The following is a 23630-nucleotide window of genomic DNA, read 5'->3' as shown; positions in this document are numbered from 1 at the left end:
GTGTCTCTAGCCTCCGATGGAAAATTTGGATGCGTTACGCAGAGGGGTAAATTGGTTTGCATGCGGTATGGATCGGACCTGACAGTCCGATCGATGATGTTGCATCGTCAAGCAAGCCGTGTGCCGAAAAACCAAGATTGCGCCACAAACCACTACCAGATAAAGACTTGCGACTTTTTCACCGATGCCCGCGGGAACAGAGGCTCGGCAGGTTGGCAGAACCGATTGGTCCCAGCATTCGCACGCTGTCACAGTGGCAGCGGCCTGTTTGCAGGCTACACTGACACACATAGCGAGTTCCCTTCTCTCAGCCCCGACAACACCACCATGCCCATTGCCGCCACGTGTGCGTGCGGAAAGCGACTTCAGGTCAAAGATGAACTGGCCGGCAAAAAAGTCCGCTGTCCCAACTGCAAACAGCCGCTGAAAATTCCCGACGCCCCCGCAGCCGCCGCTCCGGCGGCCGGCTCCCCGGCAGCCGGTGGGTTCGGCGGCGCCGACAGCGGGATGGAGGACCTGTTCGACGAAGTCGGCCTGAAACAACGCCAGGGCGCGACCTGCCCGAACTGCACCAGCGATATGAAACCCGGGGCGATCCTCTGCATCGAATGCGGCTACAACACCCAGACCGGCGAAGTCATCGCCGGACACCGGAGCGAAGCCGAACGGGAGATGGCCGGCGAGGGCCTGCTCAGCAAAGCTCAGAGCGACATGCTGACCGAGGACGAACTGCAGCGCAAACTGCAAAGTGCTGGCTTGCCCTGGTGGGTCCTGCTGATCATCCTGATCGGCTTGGTCATCCTGTCGGTTCTGTTCGTGATGGGTGTGAACTTCATCAAGGGCGACCCGGACGAGCAAGCGGCTGCCTTTTTCGCATGCTGGCCGGCAGCATTCCAGGCGAAGCGGATTGCAATTGCCCGTCGACCTCCATCGCCTGCGGACGGATCTTGATGATCCCCATCGCGATATTCGCTCCCGGCAGACCGCTGGGATGCGTCTGCTTTAACCGCGCCGGTTGGCGGCCGTCGCCTTCGATGATGAATAGGTCCTTGGCCGTGGCGTAGGACGCTCGGTTGCCGGTGGTTTCGAACAAGCCGCGCTCGTTTCGCACCCGAAATGCCACGCTGCCCAGCGCCTCGATCTCCCAGGCGTCCAGCAGCGCTCCGCCGCCGTGCGCATCGCGGTCTTGCCCACCCGGGAAGGCACTGAATCCCGCCGGTGCCGTGGCGGTCACTGGGGCCGGCGACTGCGGAGCTTGAGCCAACCGCAGGGTTTGGCAATCGACCGTCGCTTGGCCGACATCCAGCGCATCCATCGCGAGGGCGTCGAACGTTTCCTCCCACGAGCGGACCGGCCGGACGCCGATCCGGACGCTCTGTTCAAAGCGCAACTCTTTTCGCGCCAGATCGCCGTGCAGCCGATCGGCAAACGTCAAATGCGTTCCGATCAAATGGCCTTCGGGGACCAGCCCGGAGAACGCGCTGTCCTGCTGGGCGACGGCCCACTGGCGATACCATCCGGGCCCCGGGCCGTGCAACTGGCCGCTTTGCGGCTGGACCACCAATTGCGGAGCGCTGAAGACGTGCCGAGCCTGAACCGTTCCCTGGGCGTTGCTCTGATCGGCCGTCACGAAAACCGGCTGCTCGGGCGTGCCCCGCAGCGTGATCGCATCCAGGGCCGCTTCCCGCACCGCGTCGCTCTGACGAATCTGCACCGGCCGGTCCAGGGCGATCTGCATCTGGCCGCCCGTGGCCACCAATTTCCACGGCGTTTGTTCTTGGCCCATCCGCAGGTCCGCGTCCAGCTGCACGCCGCCGGCCAGTTCGACCGTCCGCCCGTCGAAAAACATCTCTCCGCCCCAGCGGCAGCTCGGCGGCGCAGCCCAGTGCATCGTCGCCTCGGCGCGGGCGCCGCGGCCGGTCGCCAACGGGTTTGGGGCAACCGACGCGCCGCTCGGAGCTCCGCCGTCGACGCCGCCGCCGGGCAACAGTGCGGTGGGGATCTGCAGGTGCCCCTGCCGGTTGATCCAGACATAGTTGTCGCTGGTACTGACGCGGATCAGCGGGCCGACGAAGAACCCGTCGCCCAGGTCGAACCGAGCGGGCTCGGGGCCGCCGGTGATCTGCATCATGTCATGGCCGCCTTTGCTGACCACGCGCAGTTTCTCGCCCGCGGCGGTCAGCGGCAGGACGGCCCGTTCGGTCGCCATGCGATGTTTCAGACGCACCCGCCCGACGACACTCAAATCGCTGCCGACCACTTCACGACCGGCCAACGTCAAATTCGCGTGCACCGATTCGGCGGTCAGAGTCGGACGCGGCCGCGCGACCGGCGTCACGGTGTCGGCCTGCTCGGGCTGCCGCACCCAAAACCGCTTGGCCGCTCCCGATGCCGGATTCAACGCCACCCCGGGCTCTCCGGCAGGCTGGTCGCCAGGTTTCAACACGTCGAAGAACAATTGCAACAGATTGGTTTCGGCGTACATCAACGACGTGTCAAAAACCACATTCCCGGTCGCCGACGCCTGTTCGGGCTCCAGCGTCGCCAGCGAACGGGGTTCCTGGACGTGCTGGGCCGGTTTCTTGGGATCGGGAGCTAAGCGCCGAAAGCTGCCGCGCAGCGTATCGGCCAGGATCTTGCCGCCGTCGGTCAGAGTTGTCGTAACTTTGCCATCGATCCAGACCTCGTATCGATCCGCGTCAGCCAACGGCTGCAACCGCAGGCCTTTGCTCCACCGCAACGTCTTGATGGCCAGCGAAGGGTCGTTTTGAAAATCCAGAAAGCCGCTGCCGGCACAATCCAGAGCTCCGATTCGCTCCGGATCGTCGGCGTGAAACTGGTAGACGAAGTCGGAGGTTTGAAAATTCACACCGCGGTACGCCAGCCGCACTCCGGCACTGCCCTGCACATGCAGCGTCCCGGCTTCGGCGTCGTAGCGGATCGATTCGGCCACGGCTTCGGCCTCGACCGAGGGCAGTTTGATCAACACCGGCCGGCCCACCGCTTCGATTTCCTGCAGCCAATCGTCGACCGACTCACGCGCCAGGTCCGACGCCAACGGGTTGTTAAATTCCAAGGTCACCCGATCGCACCGAATCGTGTCCTCAGGCCCCTCGTGGGGCTGATGCACCAGCCGCACCGAATCGCGCAGCTGCAGCAGGTCGGTGGCGAAGTCAAAGGTGACGCGGCCCTTGCAGGTCAACGTGGCCGTGCCGTCGGGAACTTCGGCCGTGCCGTCAGGAACTTCGGCCGTGTCGCCGGAGACATCGGCCGTGTCGCCGGAGACATCGGCCGTGTCGCCGGAGACATCGGCCGTGTCGCCGGAGACATCGGCCGTGTCGCCGGAGACATCGGGGGGAGTTGCACCGGCAGCTTTCGTACCCGCCGGTCCGGCGCCGCCGTGAATGCGGCCGCGTCCGGGCACGGGCAATTGCAAACGTTCCAGATAGACCAGCTCCATGCTGTCCAGGACCGACAACGGGGACTGGCCGCCGCTGGTCGGAATCGCTCCCCCGCCGGCCAAGCGGATCGTCAGGTTGCGGCCGTCCAGGACGCTTTGTCCCCACCGTAGGTGAATGGCTTCGTTGGTCCAGATGCGGCGGCTGTCGATCCCGACGTCGGAAGCTTGGATTTCCAGCTGGTCCCGCATCGGCAGCGACTCACCGGCCCGAGCGGCCGTGCTGCGGATCGAGACCTTGCCGATTAATTGGCCGCCTTTGATCGGCGGAGCTTCGCTGCCCACCACGTCCAGGGCTTCGGCGAACGTCACCTCGGCACCCTCCGGCGCGTCCATCACGATCGAGGGTTGGCCGTGTCGCTGCATCACCACGGTGACCGGCCACACCCGCCACTGGCTGGGCGTGATCTGCTTGCGTTCGCTGAACAGCACATAGCCCTGATCTTTGATGATCAGGCGTTTGCCGGCGCTGCGCTGCCAGGAGCCTTCGGGAAACATCTGGTCCAGCGGCGACGGCTCGGCGGCTTGACGGACATGCACGATCTCGGCCAGGACCACGTCGGGTGGTTTGAGCCAACGCACCACCGTGACGTGATAGAGCAGGGCTCCCACGGCCAACACGGCGAACGCGATCGTGTAGTTCAGCAGCCTGGCAGCCATCGGCGCAGTTCGCTTACGAGTTGACTTTCACCGACGCCACTTCCTCCCACACATCCTGTGCCCGCAGCAATCGCTCGATCACTTCACGCACCGCGCCTTCGCCACCGGCCGCCTTGGTGATCCAGGTGGCCGCCGCGCGGACATCTGCCGCGGCATCGGCAACGGCGATCGGCAGGGCGACGCGGCGGAGTACCGACAGGTCGGGCAGGTCGTCGCCGATGTAACAGGTCTGTTCGGGAGTCAGCCCCAGGGCCTCGATCATCTCTGCGGCCGCCGGCCATTTGCTTTCGATCCCCTGGCGGACCGTTTCGATCCCCAGCTCGGCCGCTCGCATTCGCACGATCTGGCTGTTGCGCGAGGTCAGGATCCCGAACTGATGGCCCGCCCGCTGCCACAGCTTGATGCCCAGCCCGTCGCGAACGTGAAAGGCTTTGGTTTCCACACCGCTGTTGTCGTAGATGATTTGACCGTTGGTCAAAACGCCATCGACGTCGGAAAGGATCAGTTTGATCTTGGCGGCCAACGAAGCGTCGCTGGCCAGTGCGGGGTGCGTCATCAAGGGGTGCTCGTGAAAAGTCCAATTCGCTCGGGTTTCGGGTCGTCGTTATCGCAGCGGGATCGCCGCTCGCGAAGGCTCGGACAATGAAACCACGTCGGTAATATCCAACAATCCCACCGGGCGGCCCTGGGCGTCGACGACCGGCAATTCACTGATCTTGCGTCCAGCCAGCACCGCGATCGCGTCGCCCAGACGATCGCCCACCTGCACCGTGCGCACGCCGCGCGTCATGACCGTGTCGATCGCATCGTCCAGGCGGTCATCGCTGCGGGCGGCCAACAAACGTGCCAAGTCGCTATCGGTAAACAATCCTGTTAAACAGCCGTTCTCGTCGACCAACATCACCGCGCCGGTCCGCCGCGTCCGGTCGGCCGCCGCGGAAATGGTTTCCCGCACGGTCGCCGTTTGCCGGGCGACCCGGCACTGCGGCAAGGGCCGCATCAATTGTTCGACCCGCGTTAGTTTTTTGCCCAAACTGCCACCGGGGTGGAAGCGAGCGAAATCGTGCTGGGAAAACCCGCGCAGCTGGCTAGCCAGCAAAGCGATCGCATCACCCACGGCCAGCATCGCCGCGGTGCTGCTGCTCGGGGCCAGTCCCAGCGGACAGGCTTCGTCGTGTTTGCCCAGGGTGACCACGCAATCGGCCGCGGCCGCCACCGGATTGTCTTTATCGGCCGTCAGGGCCACCAAAGCTTGGGCTTGTTGCCGCAGAGCGGGCAAAATCTGCAAGACTTCGTCGCTGCGGCCGCTGTTGGAAAGCACCCAGACCAGGTCGCCGCTGCGGACCACGCCCAAATCCCCATGAATCGCCTCGGAAGGGTGCAGGAACTGAGCCGGAGTACCTGTGCTAGCAAGCGTTGCGACCAGTTTTCGGCCGATCAACCCCGCTTTGCCGATTCCGGTCAAGATAACGCTGCCCGGTGTTTCGGCCGTGCGCTGCGCCGCCTCGACGGCGTCGAGCGTCATGCTAGCAGCGACTTGTCGCAGCACGTCGGCTTCGCGAGCCACGATCTCGCGGACAAAGCGCAAACGCTCCAGCGGCGTCTGCAGCGAGCCGGCAGGGGCGGCATTCTGGGCAAGGGGCTGAGTCATCCGTGACGCGCCTTCGGTGCGGAAAGGGAACGAGGGTTCGAACGGAAGTGTAACGCCGAACGCCCACGGGAAACAACACAGATCTGAGCGTAGCTGAAGTCGCCAGACTTTGGATCTGCTCGCCGCTTCCGTCCAATCTCTGGCGAGATCAGCTACCCCTAGAAGGAAACCTGGACCAACCACTAAGCACGTCGCAACCTTTAATTCGGCATCACTCTCCCTTTGGGAGAGTCGGGCTCTCAGGCCCGGAGAGGGTTTTCGCAGGGCCCTCCCCGGGCCTAAGAGCCCGACCCTCCCGCTGCGCGGGAGGGTGTTGTCGCGGGGTTTCACCGAAAGATTCATGCCGACGTGCTTAGCGGTTTCTTCCCCTGATCGTTTCTCCGTTGGTCGTTTCTCCCCCTCTCCCCCGAAGCCTGGCGAGCCCCAGCGAGTCAGGCTTCGGGGGAGAGGGGGCCGGGGGGTGAGGGGGACAGCACCTGCCTACAGTCGGAGCGAAACCGAACGTAACCGGTGCCGATGGTCGCGACACAGTACAACACGATCGTGGCCGGATGGGCTCCGGCATCGAGCAAACGCGGGGTGTCGAGGAACGGATCGCCCGACACCCAGGCGAGTGCCAGGTAGCCACCGTTGGCGAGCAGACAGAAATCGGCAACGAACCACCCCCAGCTTTTGCGAAGGATCGCCGCAACCAACAGCGGTGCTGCCACGCCGAACAGCGGCCCCGCCCACAGCGTGACCAACGGGTGTGGATCGGGAGCGTGCAGACTGTACGGCATCCGCCAGGGCGCCAGGTCAAAATCCGTCAGCGTCGCTCCGCAAACCATCCCGCCGAGGAGGTGCCCCGCTTCATGCGTGAACGCCATCACCACCCAAGAGACGACAAGCAAAACAACGATTTTAATGATGCGTTTCGTCAAAATCCTACAACCAAGCTTTTTGAAGTCCATGTAGGAACAAAAAACCTTTCTCCCCTCTCCCCCGAAGCCTGGCGAGCCCCAGCGAGTCAGGCTTCGGGGGAGAGGGGGCGGGGGTGAGGGGGATTGCACAGCAGCACCACCACCGTTGCCGCGACCCGATACAGTGCGCGGCCGGAAAACAGATGCATTAAGTTATTCTGTTGCACCTGAGCCCGCTCGCCCCCAGCCCGTACACAATGTCCTCTACAAGCAGCATATACCCAGCGGGTTCACGTAACGCTAGATTTCGATCGGGATTCGAAGCAAAGGCCAAAACACGAAGTAGTGCACCAGGATCGCGACGGGGATCAATGCGGTTGTCCAGCCCAGCCAAGCCCATCGTGTGGGTCGAAACCCGGAGCGGGGACAGTCACTGCTCCGCCCAACAGCTAGCTGCTAGCACAGCAACGACCCTCCACTGCCCCCGACCCTTCACTTTCCGATGCCGAGGAGCCCGCTAACGAGCCAGACCGATCCAATAATACCACCAACCACAGCCCCCACAACACCGTATTCAGCGCCTGCCGCAACACCGATGACGATAAAAATTGGCGAAGCAATCAATAGAATCGAGCCATTCACTAGCGACACGGTTCGGACATTCTTCTGTTGTTTTTCAGCGAGATCCTCTAATCGCTGTTGCGTCTTGAGGGGATCGTGTCGTGGATTGAACAAATAAAAGTGGTTGTAGAGCTGGCCCACGAACGGAAAGACCGCGAGGAACAGGGCCGAATAGAGGTGGTCGATGTTTCGGGTGAAAGCCCAAACGATCGCGCCGCCGACCGCCAGGACAGCAACAACAGCGAGCCACAGGCGGTTGTAGACGCGTCGCCAGTGAGCATGACACTTGCTTAGGTCTTCAGGACTGGGCGAGGCAGTCATGGCAACCCCTTAGCGGCGGTAGCGTCGCGGTTTAGCGACAGAACGAAACGGATCACGCGGTCGGCGCGCGAGATCTTCCACTTCAAAAACCACGACTCGCCGACTCGTCGTGCATCCGATTGTTACCCGATCTATCCGATCAATCACCCTTTTGATCAAGTGATTCGCCCCAAATAGCAATCTCTGTTTTGAATTGCTTGGGATCGGTCGCCTCGATCTGAATGCTCATTGGGACGAAGCTACGCCCACGATATTCCGGCACAGCAGAGTAATCCTTGACGTCACCGGATTTGATTAGCGGGGCAATGATATTCAAGTCGGTACTGCGTTTGATATCAACAACACCGACCGGAACGTATACGGTGTTCTGTGGATGTTCGGGACCACCGAATTCAAGGGGCATCAAGTAAAGCGGCTCAAGCGTTCCCTCGTCGACCAGAGCGATCGCCTTCTCAAGTGAGTCAACATTCGAGAAATCGGGTCCCGTTGCGGGAGGGCCGGGTTCCTTCGGTTTGCGTTTCCAAAACGGCATGAATCAAAACTCGCGTGTGCGTCGAACGGGTTGCGATCTCGGGTAACGGTGGCGATCACGCGGGCGCCGTGAGTAATCATCCACTTCAATAATCACGACTCGGCGACTCGTCGTGCATCGCGTTGTTACCCCATACTTGCCGTGACGTCTCCAGGACATCAAGCAATGCCAAGTACGGACCACCATGGCGATAGACTACCGGATTTCCATTCGCAATCCAAATCAGGGATCCCTTTCCGAGCGGCACGTCAGCGTTCGTAATCTCGGGAAACCAATCGGCGACAGCGGTCCGAACGCCGGAGTCTTCTTCGTCAAGCAGCGCAAAATGTGGGCGACAGGTATCGAGTTTTTCCAACGCTGCAATTGTGATCGGTTCGTTTCGTCGTGCGTACGCTGACCATGGAACGTACAACATCGCAACAGCGTCGGATTTGGTGATCAAGTCGGCAAAACTTGTGAAGATCGTAAAACGGTCGCGTGAATCAAGTTCATCCAGACGATCTGAACCACACATAGGGCAATGTAGAAATGCGACTTGCGAACTGACGTATTCGTGAATAACGCATTTGTCACAGGACTCCGAGTCGCAAGCGCGGCATCGGTGAAGGCCATTTAGTCCGGCGTGCTGGAGGTCAGCGTAGGAAACACCGCAATGTTTGCACGCATCGTTCAACGTATAGCTTGTCTGTTTGGGGGTAACAATGAATTATTAGCGGGTCAGTAGGGCATTATAGGGAGTTTTTACCGGCTCAGCCGTGCAATAACTCGATTAGCCCATTCGGGTGGGGTGGTTTTGCTAGTTTTTAACTGTGTGGCCCGAAGCACCTTTCCTGACCAGCGACTCGATGAAGCCGCTTACCTGCTGAGCGGAGCCGAGATCTCCAGCAGATCCACCGCCGGGGCTCCGTTGCAAAAGATGGTGGCCATCCGGCCGTAGGTCTCTTCGCCTTCGTTCATCTGCAGATAACGCGCTAACCCCGGACCGGCTTCGAAACGCACGATCGCTCCGAGGTCGATGTGGCGCAGTACGTTGTGCTGGATCAACACCCGGCCCAGTGGAATCTGACCGGCTTCGATCTGCTCGCGTACGCGCTGCGTGACGTACTGAAAATTAAAACGCACGATGCCGAACTGAACCGCTTGCTCGCGGCCATGCTTTCGCAACACGATCTTACGGGCATAGAGGTCGTCGACAGAGCGCGAGGCGATCACGTCGACATCCACCGCGCAGTCGTGGTACCGCTCCATCGTCACCGTCATGTGATGCTCGTGGACCAACATCGCATGGTAGGGCGGTGGCGTGGATTCGCGAGCCACGTGTTCGGCCGACGCGTACAAGGGTTGGCCGTCCGCTTCGGGGAACAACCCACATAACTCTTCCAGTTCGATCAGCGGATTCACGCGTCGTGCTCTGAGGTCCGGGATGGGGTGGGTTTGATGGGAGGCGGGTTGGCGTTGTTTACGGCAAGTAGCCCTCCCCGGGCCTGAGAGCCCGACCCTCCCGGAGGGAGGGTGAAGAAGGCGGGGCCGAACCTACCGGCGAAAGGGAGATGCTCAGCTGGGCAAGGCCAGCGGGACCACCGGCGGGGCCGCTTCGCTGGGCCGCTCGAGCACGGTGTCGACCAGGAAGTACAGCAGCCGGCGGAGCGGTTCGTTGTCGATTTCGTCGGCCACCGCTTCGGCACGCTGCTGGTGTTTGTCGACCAGGCGCCGAGCCGCATCGAAGGCGCCCGAACGCTCGTACAACCGCCGCACCGTGGCCACTTGCTGGGCATCGGACAACGGACTGTCTTCGGCTACGGTCCCCAGCAATTCGTTCTGGCCGTCTTCGTCCAGTCCCGCCAGGGCCAGCGCCCAAAGCACCGTCGGACGACCGCCCAGCACGTCACCGGCCGCCATCAGTTTGTTGTCGCTGTCGCCGCTCCAGTCCCCGAGGTCGTTTAAGATCTGAAAGGCCACGCCCAGGTTACGGCTGAAGTTGCGGATCGCTTCGACATAACCGCTCGCGTCGCCCGCCAAACGGATGCCGCTGTACAACGCCGCTTCGAACGCCGGCGAGGTCTTCAGGGCGTACACCTTCAAGGCATCGATGGGCTTGAGGCGTTTGTCGCGAGCGTCCCGCCAAATCAATTCCGCTCCTTGCCCCTCGGCCAGCCGCATGTGGGCCGCGGCCAGGTTGTCCAGAATGTCGGCGGTGGTTTCGGAACCCAACGTGCCGGCTTCGCGGCTGACCAACCGGTACCCCATCCCGATCAGATAGTCGCCGACGTTGATCGCCGTGGGCAACCCGTAGCGGTGGTGCAGGGCGGGTTGGCCGTAGCGATAGGCATCGTCGTCTTCGATGTCGTCGTGAACCAAACTGGCTTTATGAAACGTTTCGATCGACATCGCGGCCCGGCGCACCGAGTCGGAGATCTCCGCCGTGTGCTCCTCGCCCCCTTCACCGGTGCAGCGGTCGCCGGTGAGGGCGTCGTAAGCGGCCAGTGTGATGAAAGGCCGGGAATGTTTTCCGCCGCGAGCCAGAAAGTCGTAGGCGATGACTTCGGTGGCCGCGATCGGGTCGACACCGGCCAGCGGATCGTCGCCGGCGGGCAATTCGGGAATCGACTCGCAGCGCAGCGGCGGAATGATCCGCTGCAGCGACTCGGGCTGGAACAGGTCCGCCGCGGCCCGCATCAGATGCACGTAGGTTCGCGTGCGCCGCTTGGCCGGGCGGTACTCGGTGCGGATCATTTCCGCCACCCAGTCCTCGTCGACGCTGGTGTTGCGGCAGTCGCTGCTGAGCAGCGGCACGGCCATGCAGGGGATGCCGGCCAGGAGGATTTTGTCGATCGCTTTTTCCAGCACGTTCAGGCAAGCCACGCCGACGATCGCGTCGACATAGCCCGAAACGATGATCTTCATCACGACGGGCGAGCCTTCGGCGACCAGCACGCGGTACCCACGCGCTTCGGCTTCGCTGCGAAAGTCGGCGATCGAGCAGGCGCCACAGCGTTTACAGTCCATGCCGAATTGGTCGTATTCGGCGGGACAACCTTCGGCGTGCTTCAAGCAGTGGGGCAACAGGAACAGCCGCCGCGAGGGGTCGGTCGCGGCGACCGAGTCCTTCCAGAAGGCGGTGCTGAGCATGACCATGGCCCAGCCCACGTAGCCTTCGGGCAAGCCGGCTTCTTCGAGCGTTCGCCGGGCCACCTGTTCCATCTGGTCCTTGGTCAGCGGCACCGATTTATCGAGCCGTGCGGCGACCTCTTCGCAGCGGCGGCGGAGGCTGTCGCGTAGCTCTCGGGACTGCGGCACTTCCTTCAGATGACTGGTCTTACGGCGGGCGCTGCGGCGCGGCGTCTCGGCCGTGGCGGCAGGCGACGGGGAACCGGCATCGGTAGCGGGAATCGGCGCGGTCGACAAGTCAAAGGTCCTCAATTCAATGGATGGGCGGGCAGTATCGACGTGGCGGCGTTACAGCGTAACAGCTTTAGAACCCGCGACAGGGCGGCAGTCGCAAAAACGGCGGGGTACAGGGATTCGTGATACCAGAGTTTGGCAAAGTAAAAACCGATCGGCCAGGGCTCGTGGTGCCGGCCCGACCGAATGACCTGCTGCAAAAACCCCGCGCCGCGGAGCACTGCCGCTCGCAAGGCCGCCTCCATTTTATCTGCCTCACCTCGCTCCGTGGGCGTCGCCGCGGAGAACCGCCCCAAATCCCACAAGTTTCGCTGAGCCGCCAGCAGTACGGCGGCCAACGCCTCGGTAACCACGGCCGTTTCCTCGATACTGCTGCGGATCACCAGGTCATCCTCGTCTCGATCCGCCAGATTCTGCCGCCGCAACCAGTCGGTCAGGGACGGCCCGCCCCCCCAGCCGCCGTCGGCGTTGCGATGCTCCAGCAGGTACCGGCACGCGGCGGCGATCCGCCGCGTCCAGGCCTCCGTACCCTCACCGGGCGGCGCTTCGGCCAGGGCCAGCAGGACCCGGGCGGTGCCGTACCACGGATTGTCCTCCTGAGCTTCGTCCTGATTGCCAAACCACAGCGGCATCCAAGCTCCCTCGCTCGTTTGCTCGGCGGCGAGAAACCGGTAGCCGCGGCGGATCGCTCGCTCGGCCGCCGGATCCAACTCGTCGCCGGCCGTGGCGGTCAGGGCCCGGATCGCATGAGCCGTCAGATCCACACTGCTGCGGTCAAAGGGCAGCTTGCCCCAGCCGCGACAGAACGTGGGCCAGCCTCCATCGCGGTTCTGCAGCCCGAGCAACCAGCGGCGAGCGTCGGTAAAGGCTTTGCCCAGCGATGCCCGCTGCAGCTGGCCGGCGGGCCGCTGCCGCGCGGCGGCCAGCGCCAACAGCGCCGCCGGCGTGTCATCTCCGTCGGGCACCGCCCCGCTTAAATCGCTCCAGCCCCAGCCGCCGGGATCGGTCCCGGTGAAGGGGTGGCGCTCGCGATGCTGACAATTTCGGTGCCACGCGATCAAGCTCTCGCTGCACCACTGCGAACTGTCTTCTTCCAGCACCGTGTCGGCGTGGTCCAGGGCGTGCATCGCCAGCGAAGTCACCCAGGTGGCCAGGTTCGTATCGATCGGCCAACTACCGTCGGGCAGCACGCTGTCGACCAGAAAGCGAACGCAGTTGCGGGCCACGTCGTGATCGCCACGGCCGGTCGCCGCGAGGCTCATCAGGACGAACGAGGTCAGCGGAGTGGCTTCCAGATAACCGCCGCTGTCGGGCTGCATCCGCCCGAGCACCTTCATCGTCGGCTCGACGGCGGCCGCTCGCACCAGCCGTACCGGAAGCCAAGTTCGCGGTCCGTGAAAATGACGGGTTTGGCCGATCGCCACCAAAGCGGGAATCGCGTAGCTGACCACCGGCATCCGCAGGAACCGATACATGGCCTGCGGAAACACGGCCGCCTCGAAAGGCAAGCGCGGTACGTCGCGCCAGGGAACGATCCCGGCGATCGCACAGTTGGTCATGATCGGGACGACGAACGTTTTGTCCTTGCCGTAGCGGCGCCGCAGTCCGTCCAGCCCGCCCGCCCGGGCGATGTAGGCCTCGACGCGGCGAGCCAACGCCGGGTCCGGCGGGTTTTCTGAGGCTGGATTGCGCGGTCCGGCTTCCGTGCCGCTCGCGCCTTCCGCGAGCACCTCGGTAGCCAGATGCCAGGCGGCCAGCGCCAGGTAGCTGGTGGCGATGTTCGAATGGCTGCGATCGGTATCGCCAAAGCCGCCATCGGGCCGCTGGTTGGCGGCCAGGTACTTCAGCCCGCCCGAGACCAAGCCGCGGAGGGCTGCGGTTTCGCCCGGAGCCGTAGCACCGCTTCGCAGGACCGTGACCAAAGCGCTGACGGCCGTGGCGGTCGACAGCGCCGATGGCGAAAGGGCTCCCACCCAGTGTCCGGCCGGATCACGTCGCTCGAGCAGATGCTCGCGCCACTGCCGCAGAGCCGCTTCGAGGGGCGCGTCCGCATCGCCTCGAGCCGGTACGGATACACTCGGAGGATCAGAAACGGGATTCTCGTTCACAGAGGGCTCGAAGGCGAAGGTGGGGAGGGGTAGGGCGGGGTGGGAGCGTCCATTGTAAGCAAGGAACGCCCAAGCTGTGGCATAGGGTTCCAGTGGCATAGGCTTCCAGCCTGTGAAAGCCGCATCCCGACTCCCGCGATTTGACGGGCCGCGAATCGTTGGAGTCTAGCCTTCAGGCGATTCACTGCGGCGCACCGGGCGGCTGAAGCCTGGACTTCGGCGCTACCCCAAACTTCGGCTGCCTACGGCCGAATCACGATCAGCCGCCGGATGTTGCCGGTCAACACCACCAACTGGCTGGCCTTGCCGGCGGTTCGCGTCTGCTCGATCGCTTCGCGCAGCACCTCCACGCTGTCGGCATCCTGGCCGTTGACCGCCACGATCACGTCTCCGATCCGCAGCCCCGATCGTTCGGCCAAACTGCCGCGTTCGATCTGGGTGACCACCAGCCCGGTGTTCAGGTTTTCATAGCCCAGCTGCCGGGCGGTGCGTTCGTCCAGCGGTTCCAGGTCGGCTCCGATCCCGGAGTCGCCGGCGCGGAACATCGCCATCGCTTCGCGGCTGCGCTGTCCCAGGGTGACCGACAACTGCAGTCGTTGGCCCAGGCGGTCGACCTGCATCTGCAGCACGCTGCCCGGACGGCGGGAGGCGACGTAGTTTCGCAGTTGGGAACTGTTCTTGATTTCGCGCTGGTCGATCCGCAGCACGACATCGCCCGGCTGGAGGCCGCCCTCGGCGGCCGGCTGGTCTTCCAGGACGCCGCGGATCAAGGCTCCGCTTTGCACCTTCAAGCCGAATTCGTCGCTGGCCGCTTCGGTCACGTCACTGACCTGGGCTCCCAAAAACCCGCGCTGGACCGATCCCGATTCGATGATGCTATTTACGATCGGAATCGCCATCGCGCTGGGGATGGCAAAGCCGATGCCGTTGGATCCGCCGCTGCGCGATTCGATGGCCGTGTTGATCCCCACGACTTCGCCGCGCAGGTTCACCAGCGGACCGCCGCTGTTGCCGGGATTGATGGCCGCATCGGTCTGCAGAAAGTCCTCGAATCCTTCGCCTTCGCCGACGATCCCCTGCACGCGGTTTTTGGCGCTGATGATTCCCGCCGTCACCGTTTGCTCCAGCCCGAACGGGCTGCCGATCGCCAGGACCCACTCGCCCACGCGAATCGCTTCGCTGTCGCCCATCTTGGCAAAGGGGTGGTCGTCGCCTTCGATCTGAATGATCGCCAGATCGGTTTCGGGGTCGGTGCCCACGATCGATGCCGAGACCCGCCGCCCGCTGCTGAGCTGGACCTCCAACTGATCGGTGCCGGCGACCACGTGATTATTGGTCAGGATGTAACCGTCGGGGCGGACGATCACGCCGCTGCCCAGTCCCACTCGCTCGCGCAGTCCGCCGCGGCCGCCACCGAAAAAGTCCTCGAAACCGCGTGGCACCCGGCGAACCGCCTGTTCGGTGGCATGGGTGTGGATGCTGACCACCGCCGGCCGGAGGGCTTCGGCAACATTGCGAAACGACGAGGAGAGATCTTGGGCAGTCGAATTGTTTTGGTTCTCGACCTGAGCCGAGCGATCCTGGGCGGGAGTCTGCGTCTGATTGGCCACCGCGTCATGTTGCAGGGCCGTGGGCAAGCTGAGCACGACCCCGGTCAAGAGACAGCCAACCAGTGCCGCACCGAGGGTGAGACTGAGCGTCTTCCAAGCGTTTTGCATGGTAAAATCTTCCTTTCACGGATGTAACTTCTACATGCGATCTGCCAGGATTGCAGCCGACCGCGCATCCGCAAAGGCTCCGGCAAAATCTGCGCCAATTAAGAAGACTTGCTTTCAACCCGGCTCAGGACCCGGCTTACAGCAGCGAATCGCTGCCGGCTTCGAAGCGGTCGAGCCGATACGGCAGTTCGACCACCCGCCCGCCCTCGTGCGGCTGGCGACGCGAGCCCTCACGCGGCCAAGCGGTGATCTCGTCCAGCTCCGGCATGATCTCCAGCAACTGGTCGCGCAGCCGATCGGCGATCCGCCGCATGGCCGGCGATTCGGCATGGGCTCGCAACGCTTCGATCGTCTTCATCACCCGCACCAATCGAGCTCGCTGGGCAATCGTATCGGTCAAGCCGCCCTCGGGTTCGGTCAACAATTCCGTGACCGGCACGTCCAGAGCTCGAGCCCACCGGTGGAGGGCCGAAAGGGTCAACTCGCCCCCGCCTGACTCCTCTTCGGCTCGCAGCTGCCGCACCGGAACGCCCGAGCGCCGCGAAACGGTGCGAAGCGTTATCGACTGGGCCTGCCGTACCTGAGCAATCCGGTGTGGCGGCACGGACGTCGCGGCGTCATTCTGTGGTACTTCTTCAGGCGAGCTCACAAACAGGGCTTCCCAGTGGCTAATGATTGTCAGATAGAAGTCCGCCTCAGCTAGTTCGATGCAAGCGCAGTGCCAATAGTTCCCTCGGGTCCCGCATCCGGAACCGCGGACCCCCGCGGGAAGCAGCCGAAAAGAGTAGCTCGGCTGTCCCAGCCGAGACGAAGCAGTGCATTCTCGGCTGGGACAGCCGAGCTACTTTGGGACAGCCGAGCTACTTTGGGACAGCCGAGCTTACTAAGCACGTCGCAACATTTCATTCGGCTTTACTCTCCCTCTGGGAGAGTCGGCCTCTTAGGCCCGGAGAGGGTTTTCGTAGGGCCCTCCCCGGACCTAAGAGCCCGACCTCCCGCTGCGCGGGAGGGTGTTGTCGCGGGGTTTCACCGAAAGATTCATGCCGACGTGCTTAGGCTTGGTCGTGGCGGCGGTAGAATTCGGCCAGTCGCTCGGGCGAGGCGCCGCCGGCGTGGGCCAGCTGCAACGTCCAGTTGCGAGCCGTTTGCCGCACGATGCCGTGTTTCTCCCAACGCCTCGCACTGCTGTACACCGGACCAGCGAGCAGCCGCGGCCAGCGCTGGCGGCGCAGTCGTTTGGCCAGCAACACGTCCTCCATCAGCGGCTGGTCCGGAAAACCGCCGGTCGCCCAGAATCGGCTTCGCGGCACAAAGATTCCTTGGTCGCCAAAGGGAATCCCCCGCCAGCGGACGCGGCGGCTGTCGCCCCACTCGATCACGCGAAAACCCCAGCGAGCCGATTCGATCCGGTGGCGAAAAGCTCCCCACAGACCGCGGTCCCCGGCCGCGGCTTCGCGCAGCTGCTCCAGACAGGTTCGGCCCGTCGGATCAGCGCCCAGGCGATTGTCTGCGTGCAGGAAGACCAGCATTTCGCCGCCGGCCGCTTCCGCACCCGCATTCTGCTGCCGCGCCCGTCCGGCCGAGCTGGACAAGACCCTCGCTCCGGCTCGCTCGGCCGTCTCGATCGTGGCGTCCCGGCTGCCGCCGTCGACGACGATCACCTCGTCGGCGTGCTGCTCGAGGGCCGATTCCACGGCCGCCGCGACCGCTGCCGCCTCATTCAAGGCCGGGATGATGACCGATACCGTCGCGTCGCCCTTGTCTGACATGAGTTCCCAGTTCCTTGTCGAATTCGCTCGAACCGGCGTCACAAAACCCGGCGAGTCCGAGAACCGGGGCTATCGCCCAAGCGGCTCGAAAGAACAAAACCGGGGCTATCGCCCAAGCGGCTCAAAAGGATTCGGTAGACGGCAGCGATGGACTGGTCAAACGTACCGAGTCTAAACGTACTGGACGCTGCGGTAACGCGCGTAGGCCAACGGCGAAAGGATCAGAATCGGGACCCAGGCGGCCATCGCGGGCGTCAACACGTACCCGCTGCTGCCCATCGTGGCGGCCAAGGTCTTGATTCCAAAGAACATCCCGACCAACAGCACGGCGTGTCCGACCAAGACGAATAGATTTTTGTCGCCGCGAGAAACGGCCAACGGCAATCCCAGCAGCACCAGCGAAAAATCCAGCAGCGGCCGCAGCAAGCGGCTGTGCAAATCCACCCGCACCTTGCTGCTGGTGTGCACGGCGGGATTGCGGACCCGTCGCATCAGATCCCCGATCGGCGTGTACTTTTTGCTAGCTCCTTTGGCCTCCAACATACTCAGATCGACCGAGGTGGCCACGAAGCACTGCCCGGGCTCGACCCACGGCGTGTCGGCGGCGGTGAACAGCACCGGGCGGCCGTTCATGCCGCGGGAAGCCAACGAATCGATGGCGGCCGGCCGGCCGACGTTTTCCAGCAAGAAACCGGCGGGATGCCGGTCGTCGGCCGCCCGCCAAACGGCTCGCTGGGCGGTCAACTGATTGCCGAAGCCCGGATAGGCCGCGTGGAGATGAAAAGCGGGATTGACCAGTTGTTTGCCTTCATTGATCAAGCTCTGTCCTTCGATCAATACCCCCGCCTGGCGGTCGTAACAGGGCAACAGCGGACGCTCGGCCGACGCCGCATCGACGTCCGGTCGATTTCCCAATTTGGCCCGGTAGTGGGGAAGGACCCATTCGCGATTGAGCAGTCCCAGAACGACAATCACCAAGGCCGCCACCAGCATGGGCCGCAGCAACCGACCGTGCCGCACGCCGGCCGCCAGGATCGAAGTCAATTCGCCGCTTTGACGCAGCCAACCGATCGTGAACAACAAGGCCATCAAGGCCAGGATCGGGCTGGTCGCATCAAAGATGACCAACAGATAGGGGCCGTAGTAATCGACGATCGCCTGGACGATCCCCCCCTTGGCCTCGGCCAGCGCCGCCAGGGCTTCGAGGTTGCTGAACGCGTGAAACACGACAAAGATGCCGCCCAGGCTGCAGAAACAAATCAGCAGCGTCCGCATGTAGAGCATCAGGATGTAGCGATCGATGCGAGTCACGGTGCGATAGCAAATCAGCGGAGGGACGGAGCGGGCAGAGATTGCCCATTTATCGTCCGCCAGCCCCGTCGGAGGCAACGTGAATTTGGCGGTTTTATTTCGTTCGCCACCGGATTTTCACCAAACAGTGAAACCAGTGGCATAGGCTTCCAGCCTGTGAAAAGTAGCACGGCTGTCTCAGCCGTAGAAAACCAGCCCCTCGGCTGGGACAGCCGAGCTACGCTGTGGCATAGGCTTCCAGCCTGTGAAAAGTAGCACGGCTGTCTCAGCCGTAGAAAACCAGACCCTCGGCTGGGACAGCCGAGCTACTCTGTGGCATAGGCTTCCAGCCTGTGAATTGAAAGCCAGCCCTAGACCCGCCGCAACGCCTCCTCGATCGCTTGGCCCAGCAGCTCGATTCCTTCAGCGATCCGCGGTTCGGGCTGGACGCCGAAACTCAGCCGCATCGTGTTGTTTTGCACGGGAGCCCCTTCGCTAGCAAAACAGAAGCCGCCCGGCACATACAGGACGCCGTGCCGGACGCAGGTTTCCCACAGCGTCGATCCGGCGGCCGTACCGAGCGGTTCCGGGACCTGCAACCAGACGTACAGCCCACCGCCGGGCTGCTGGAAGTGGACGCCATCGAAGCGGCTGAGATACCGCTGGCAGGCGTCGATCATCGCATCGCGTTTGCTGCGATAGGTGGGCAACAGGTCGTTTTGAAGGTGTTCATCCAGTTGGCCATCGGCCACGATGTCGCGGACCACGCACTGGCTGAAATGCGGCGAGCCGAAGTCGATCACGGATTTGCGGCGCAGCACGGCCGTGTGCAGCGGTTCGGGCAGGACGCCCCAGCCGACGCGCAGCCCCGGCGAGAGGTTTTTGGAAAACGTGCCGGTTTCGATCGTCCAGTCCGGTTCGGCTCCCAGATCGACAAAACACGGTACGTCGGCGCCGTCGTAGCGGAGGTCGCGATAGGCGTTGTCGGCCAACAGAGCGATCGGTGGCGCCAGCTCCGCCTGCTCGCCCAGCGCCGCGATGATGGCTCGGCGACGGTGCTCGGGCATGGTCACGCCGGCCGGATTGTCGAAGTAGGGCACCAGGTACAGCATTTTGACGCGGTCGCGAAGTCCGCGAGCGGACAGATCATCCAGCGTCCGCTCCAGAGCCTCGGGGCACACGCCGTGTTCGTCGCTTTCGACGCTGACGGCCCGCACGCCCAGATCACGAAGCACCGCGAGATAGACGAAGTAGGTGGGAGCCGCACACAGCACGATGTCGTCCGGTTCCAGCAAACACTCGCTGATCAAATGCAGCAATTGATTGCTGCCGGTGGTCAGGATCATGGCGTCGGTGCGCTGTGGCCAACGGTCGGCGAAGTAGCGTGCCGCAATCGCCTGCCGCAGCTGGCGATCGCCCGCGGCCAGCCCGTACTGCAGCGCCTGCCCGCCGGAGTGCGGATCGTCCAGCAACCGGCCCGCATACCGCTGGACCAGCTTTCGCGGCAGCGACCGCTCATCGACAAAGCCCGCAGCCAGCGAAATCAGTTTGGGATTGTCGAGCGCATCGGCCATCAAGCGGCTGATCGGTTGCTCGGGTGCGGCGGCCGCTTGGCGGCTGAGCGGGAGGGGAGCACTGACGGAACGAGGGGAGGGCAGAGCCGACATGAAAACACTATTTTTCCAAAGGGAGCCAACAAAGGATGCACACCACAGCGACACCAGAACGAACGCAAGGTTCGCCGCTTCCAATCTATCGCGGATCCGGCCCCCACGCAGGGGCGGCGCAGATCTCCAATCTCAAATCTCCTGACTCTAACGGAATCTATGTATCCTGACGTTTACTCCCCTCTCCCCGCCAACCTGGGCAAGTGGAGCTTGCCCAGGTTGGCGGGGAGAGGGGTTGGGGGTGAGGGGCCGCCGATGCAATGGCCTGACTCCTTGTATTGGATCCATCTTTGTATTAGACCCATCTGCCGCGTCCGACATCAAAGTGAGGAAAGTTGATGCTGGCAGTGCTGCTTTGCTGTCCCCCTCACCCCCAACCCCGCTCCCCCGAAGCCTGACTCGCTTAGGCTCGCCAGGCTTCGGGGGAGCGGGGAGTAAACGATTCTATTCGTACATAGAATCCGATAGAGCGAGCAAATCTCAGATCTCAGATCTCGACCTCTGAGCAGCGGGGCGGATCTGGTAAGCTGACCGCTCCGCTTTGTCGCTGAGGAAACACGCCCCATGCCCTTGTCTCGACCGATTCTGCTTTCCGCCCTGTTGGTGGGCGTGTTGAGCATTTGGGGCGTCGTCGCTGTGTGGCTGCGGTCCCCAACGAGCGGCTCGGCGCGGCAGCCCGCCGCTGTGAGTCCAGCGAAACGACACGCGGAACAATTGGCTTCGCTTCGCGGCGACAGCGTGCCGGAGTTGGCCGCGGCGGTCGCGGCGCTGCGGCGGGCCACTCCCCCGGCACGCTTCACCGATCCAGCCCACGCCGACGTGCTCTTCCAAGCCGGACGGTTACTGGCGGACCAGGGACGCTGCGACCCGGCCGCATGGTGTTTGGAACACGCTCTGCGAGTCGCCCCGGCCCACCGTCCGGCACGCTCGCGGTTGGCTCTGCTGCGGTATGTGACGGGCGACTATCACGGGGCCCAAGACCACTGGCGAGTGCTGCTGCGCGAGGGCGGTATGGATTTGATCAGCCTGCCGCTGCTGGGCAATCGGCGGCTGCGTTGGGCTTATGAAGACCGGGCACTCGAGGCCGGCCATGCGGCGGATCCCCACGACCCGCTGGTCTTGCAGGGCCTCGGGCACTGGGCGTTTATCGAGAAAGACCTGGAAGGGAGCGAACGTTACCTGCGAGCCGCGTTGACCATCGATCCCGCCCTGCAACCGGCCGCCATCCGCTTGGCTCAACTGCTGTACGAGAGCGGCCGTCGAGCCGAATTGATTCGCTGGCTGGACGAGCTGGACTCCCGCCTGCTGCAGCACCCTGAAATCTGGCTGCTCCGCGGCCACTTCTGCCGGGCAAACCAAGACGCCTCCGGTGCAGCGAGATGTTACTGGGAAGCGTTCCAGCGGGATCCGCTGCACCAGGTGGCCAACGAGCAACTGGCGCAGAGTCTGTTCGCGCTGGAGCAAGACGAGGCCGCGCAGCGACTTGCCGAACGCGGCAACCACCTGCGAACCTACGCCGCGACCTGCCGGATCATCCATTTAAAGGACGCGATCCATCTGCCGGACCTTCGCGCCGCGGCCGACAGCGCCCGTCACTGTGGTTGCGACCTCGATGCGGCGGCCTGGTGCAGCGCGGCCTTGGCGGTGGATCCGCAGCAGCGGTGGGCGATCGTGATGCGGCGCGGACTAAGTGACGCCCAACTCGCGGCCGGCGGCGCACGCTGCGCGGGACTGCAAGACGAACGAGCGGCGATCGGGCTGTCGTCGCTGTCTGTCCCGCCCCTGCCCGCGATGGCGCAGTCGCCCGCGGTGGCGCAGTCGTCAGACGGCCGGCCTGGCCAACGTGTCGGCGGTGAGTCCGCGGCGGCGGACCCCAATTCGTCGCCGATTCGGTTTACCGACGCAACGGCGTCGGCCGGAATCCATTTCGTCTATGCCGATGGCGCCGATCCGGAGGCCCAGACGACGCGATTGTTCGAATTCACCGGAGGCGGGACGGCCGCCTTGGACTTTGATCGCGACGGACGCTGTGATCTGTTCTTCGTCCAGGGCGGCGCAGCGCCCTCTCTGGGAACGTCGTCGGCAGCGGTCGTCAGCCGGCCCAGCGATCAACTGTACCGCAACCTGGGCGAGGGACGCTTCGCCGGCTGTGAAGCGGCCGCCGGCGTCGCCGATCGGCAATACGGTCAAGGCGTCAGCGTCGGCGACTACGACAGCGATGGCTTTGCCGACCTGTACGTCGCCAACATCGGCGAGAACGTGTTATACCGCAACAACGGTGACGGGAGCTTTCGCAAAATCGCGATCGGTGCAGTCGGCGGTGGTGCCCCGGCTTGGACGACCAGCTGTCTGATGGCGGATCTGAACGAAGATGGGCTGCCGGATCTGTACGACGTGTGCTACGCGCCCAACGACATGATTCATCTGCGGATGTGTCGATCGGGCGTGGCCTCGGTGCCCTGCGACGGAGCGCATCCGCTGCGGGCCGGCCAAGACCGGTTGCTGATCAATCTTGGGGACGGTCGCTTCGAGGATAGGACGGCCGCCAGCGGGATCGAATCGGATGCCGGCATCGGCCTGGGCGTTGTCGCCGCGGACTTCACCGGCAACGGCCGGATCGATCTGTTCGTCGCCAACGACGCCCGGCAGAACTTTCTGTTTGTCAACGAAGCGCCGGCGGGCCAGAGCCCGCGATACCGCGAGCAGGCCGTCCTGCGCGGCTTGGCCTACAGCGGTCAGGGCGTCGCACAAGCCTGCATGGGTGTGGCCGCCGACGACTTCAGCGACGACGGCCGCTTGGACCTGTTCATCACCAACTTCTACGCCGATTACAACACGTTGTACGTACGGCACGAGGGCGGATTGTACGAAGACGCAACCCAGCGAGCTGGACTGCAAGCGGTCAGCTGGCTGCATCTGGGATTCGGTACGCAAAGCCTGGACGCGGACCTGGACGGCCTGCCGGATTTGATCCTGGCCAACGGCGACGTGGTCGATTTTTCCACCCACACGCCCGGGCGACTGTACGCGCAACCGCTGCAGTTTCTGCATAACCGGGGCGGTGGACACTTTACTGAAATGAACGGCCGGACGCTGGGGCCAGCGTTCGATCGGGCCGCCATCGGTCGCTCGCTGGTTCGTGTGGATTTCAACAACGACGGCCGCGAAGACGTCGCCATTTCCAATCTTCGGTCCCCGGCGCGATTGCTGAGCAACACGACCGACACGTCCGCGCACTACCTGGACGTGCGCCTGGTCGGCACCCGCAGCAACCGCGACGCGATCGGCACCAGCGTGACGGTGACCACCGAACGTCGTTCGTGGACCAAATCCTTCACCGCCGGCGACGGCTACATGGCCAGCAACCAGAGCGGTCGCGTCTTCGGCCTGGGCGACAGCGAACAGATTACCGAAGTCCTCGTCCGCTGGCCCGGCGGCACCGAGCAGCGAATCGTCGCCCCGCCGCTGGACAGTCGGCTGTTGATTATCGAAGGGCTGGAACAAGGGTTTATACTGAACTGATGCCTTTCGCCTC

The 23630-nt window shown here is 63.6% G+C and carries 17 protein-coding genes; 2 read left to right on the top strand and 15 right to left on the bottom strand.

Annotated elements, in window-relative coordinates:
- The first annotated feature begins 327 nt into the window (after positions 1-327).
- Entirely contained in the window at positions 328-951 is a 624-nt protein-coding gene (locus tag GE027_RS12250) for a hypothetical protein (RefSeq protein ID WP_153557488.1), read from the top strand.
- On the opposite strand, the gene GE027_RS12245 is transcribed toward GE027_RS12250, so the two are convergent.
- The 15 genes from GE027_RS12245 to GE027_RS12175 form a co-directional block, all read right to left on the bottom strand.
- Positions 836-4117, bottom strand: a complete 3282-nt coding sequence (locus GE027_RS12245) for a hypothetical protein (RefSeq protein ID WP_153557487.1) — start codon at positions 4115-4117, stop codon at positions 836-838. The genes GE027_RS12250 and GE027_RS12245 overlap by 116 nt on opposite strands.
- Positions 4118-4130: 13 nt before the next feature.
- Positions 4131-4673, bottom strand: coding sequence for a KdsC family phosphatase (locus tag GE027_RS12240; protein WP_153557486.1), 543 nt, complete (start codon positions 4671-4673; stop codon positions 4131-4133).
- A gap of 48 nt (positions 4674-4721) precedes the next feature.
- Positions 4722-5768, bottom strand: a complete 1047-nt coding sequence (locus GE027_RS12235; protein ID WP_153557485.1) for a KpsF/GutQ family sugar-phosphate isomerase — start codon at positions 5766-5768, stop codon at positions 4722-4724.
- 431 nt (positions 5769-6199) lie between these two features.
- Positions 6200-6658 carry a hypothetical protein gene (locus GE027_RS12230; protein WP_237607483.1) on the bottom strand — a complete coding sequence of 153 codons (459 nt, stop codon included), beginning with the start codon at positions 6656-6658 and terminating at the stop codon, positions 6200-6202.
- Between the two features lie 501 nt (positions 6659-7159).
- Entirely contained in the window at positions 7160-7609 is a 450-nt protein-coding gene (locus tag GE027_RS12225) for a hypothetical protein (RefSeq protein WP_153557483.1), read from the bottom strand.
- A gap of 139 nt (positions 7610-7748) precedes the next feature.
- Positions 7749-8141 carry a hypothetical protein gene (locus GE027_RS12220; protein WP_153557482.1) on the bottom strand — a complete coding sequence of 131 codons (393 nt, stop codon included), beginning with the start codon at positions 8139-8141 and terminating at the stop codon, positions 7749-7751.
- 85 nt (positions 8142-8226) lie between these two features.
- The gene (locus GE027_RS12215) at positions 8227-8655 is read right to left on the bottom strand and encodes a hypothetical protein (RefSeq protein WP_153557481.1); all 429 of its coding nucleotides are present in this window, start codon (positions 8653-8655) and stop codon (positions 8227-8229) included.
- 341 nt (positions 8656-8996) lie between these two features.
- Positions 8997-9542: a hypothetical protein gene (locus tag GE027_RS12210; RefSeq protein ID WP_153557480.1), complete on the bottom strand. Its 546-nt coding sequence runs from the start codon at positions 9540-9542 to the stop codon at positions 8997-8999.
- Between the two features lie 153 nt (positions 9543-9695).
- A complete protein-coding gene (locus tag GE027_RS12205) occupies positions 9696-11546 on the bottom strand; it encodes a polyprenyl synthetase family protein (protein ID WP_390621588.1) in 1851 nt (616 codons plus the stop codon).
- A gap of 11 nt (positions 11547-11557) precedes the next feature.
- Entirely contained in the window at positions 11558-13651 is a 2094-nt protein-coding gene (locus tag GE027_RS12200; RefSeq protein ID WP_237607482.1) for a prenyltransferase/squalene oxidase repeat-containing protein, read from the bottom strand.
- A 242-nt stretch (positions 13652-13893) separates the two neighbouring features.
- Positions 13894-15369, bottom strand: coding sequence for a Do family serine endopeptidase (locus tag GE027_RS12195; protein WP_153557478.1), 1476 nt, complete (start codon positions 15367-15369; stop codon positions 13894-13896).
- A gap of 136 nt (positions 15370-15505) precedes the next feature.
- Positions 15506-16018 (bottom strand): helix-turn-helix domain-containing protein, encoded by a 513-nt coding sequence (locus GE027_RS12190; protein WP_153557477.1) that lies wholly within the window; start codon positions 16016-16018, stop codon positions 15506-15508.
- Between the two features lie 403 nt (positions 16019-16421).
- Positions 16422-17138, bottom strand: a complete 717-nt coding sequence (locus tag GE027_RS12185; RefSeq protein WP_153557476.1) for a TIGR04283 family arsenosugar biosynthesis glycosyltransferase — start codon at positions 17136-17138, stop codon at positions 16422-16424.
- Between the two features lie 171 nt (positions 17139-17309).
- Positions 17310-18449 carry an LptF/LptG family permease gene (locus GE027_RS12180; protein ID WP_153557475.1) on the bottom strand — a complete coding sequence of 380 codons (1140 nt, stop codon included), beginning with the start codon at positions 18447-18449 and terminating at the stop codon, positions 17310-17312.
- 350 nt (positions 18450-18799) lie between these two features.
- Complete coding sequence (locus tag GE027_RS12175; protein WP_153557474.1) at positions 18800-20095, bottom strand: aminotransferase-like domain-containing protein; 1296 nt, start codon at positions 20093-20095, stop codon at positions 18800-18802.
- Positions 20096-20659: 564 nt separating this feature from the next.
- On the opposite strand from GE027_RS12175, the gene GE027_RS12170 reads away from it, so the two are divergent.
- Positions 20660-23617, top strand: a complete 2958-nt coding sequence (locus GE027_RS12170; protein WP_153557473.1) for a CRTAC1 family protein — start codon at positions 20660-20662, stop codon at positions 23615-23617.
- Positions 23618-23630 lie beyond the last annotated feature (13 nt).

Origin of the sequence: Roseimaritima sediminicola, assembly GCF_009618275.1 — a bacterium.
GTDB lineage: Bacteria > Planctomycetota > Planctomycetia > Pirellulales > Pirellulaceae > Roseimaritima > Roseimaritima sediminicola.
This window is presented reverse-complemented; position numbering and strand designations above follow the sequence as displayed.

Bases quoted from the DNA above. Each gene is read 5' to 3' on its own strand.
- GE027_RS12245 (WP_153557487.1), bottom strand. From the start codon at position 4,117: ATGGCTGCCAGGCTGCTGAACTACACGATCGCGTTCGCCGTGTTGGCC.
- GE027_RS12240 (WP_153557486.1), bottom strand. From the start codon at position 4,673: ATGACGCACCCCGCACTGGCCAGCGACGCTTCGTTGGCCGCCAAGATC.
- GE027_RS12220 (WP_153557482.1), bottom strand. From the start codon at position 8,141: ATGCCGTTTTGGAAACGCAAACCGAAGGAACCCGGCCCTCCCGCAACG.
- GE027_RS12250 (WP_153557488.1), top strand. From the start codon at position 328: ATGCCCATTGCCGCCACGTGTGCGTGCGGAAAGCGACTTCAGGTCAAA.
- GE027_RS12185 (WP_153557476.1), bottom strand. From the start codon at position 17,138: ATGTCAGACAAGGGCGACGCGACGGTATCGGTCATCATCCCGGCCTTG.
- GE027_RS12175 (WP_153557474.1), bottom strand. From the start codon at position 20,095: ATGTCGGCTCTGCCCTCCCCTCGTTCCGTCAGTGCTCCCCTCCCGCTC.
- GE027_RS12170 (WP_153557473.1), top strand. From the start codon at position 20,660: ATGCCCTTGTCTCGACCGATTCTGCTTTCCGCCCTGTTGGTGGGCGTG.
- GE027_RS12235 (WP_153557485.1), bottom strand. From the start codon at position 5,768: ATGACTCAGCCCCTTGCCCAGAATGCCGCCCCTGCCGGCTCGCTGCAG.
- GE027_RS12195 (WP_153557478.1), bottom strand. From the start codon at position 15,369: ATGCAAAACGCTTGGAAGACGCTCAGTCTCACCCTCGGTGCGGCACTG.
- GE027_RS12215 (WP_153557481.1), bottom strand. From the start codon at position 8,655: ATGTGTGGTTCAGATCGTCTGGATGAACTTGATTCACGCGACCGTTTT.
- GE027_RS12225 (WP_153557483.1), bottom strand. From the start codon at position 7,609: ATGACTGCCTCGCCCAGTCCTGAAGACCTAAGCAAGTGTCATGCTCAC.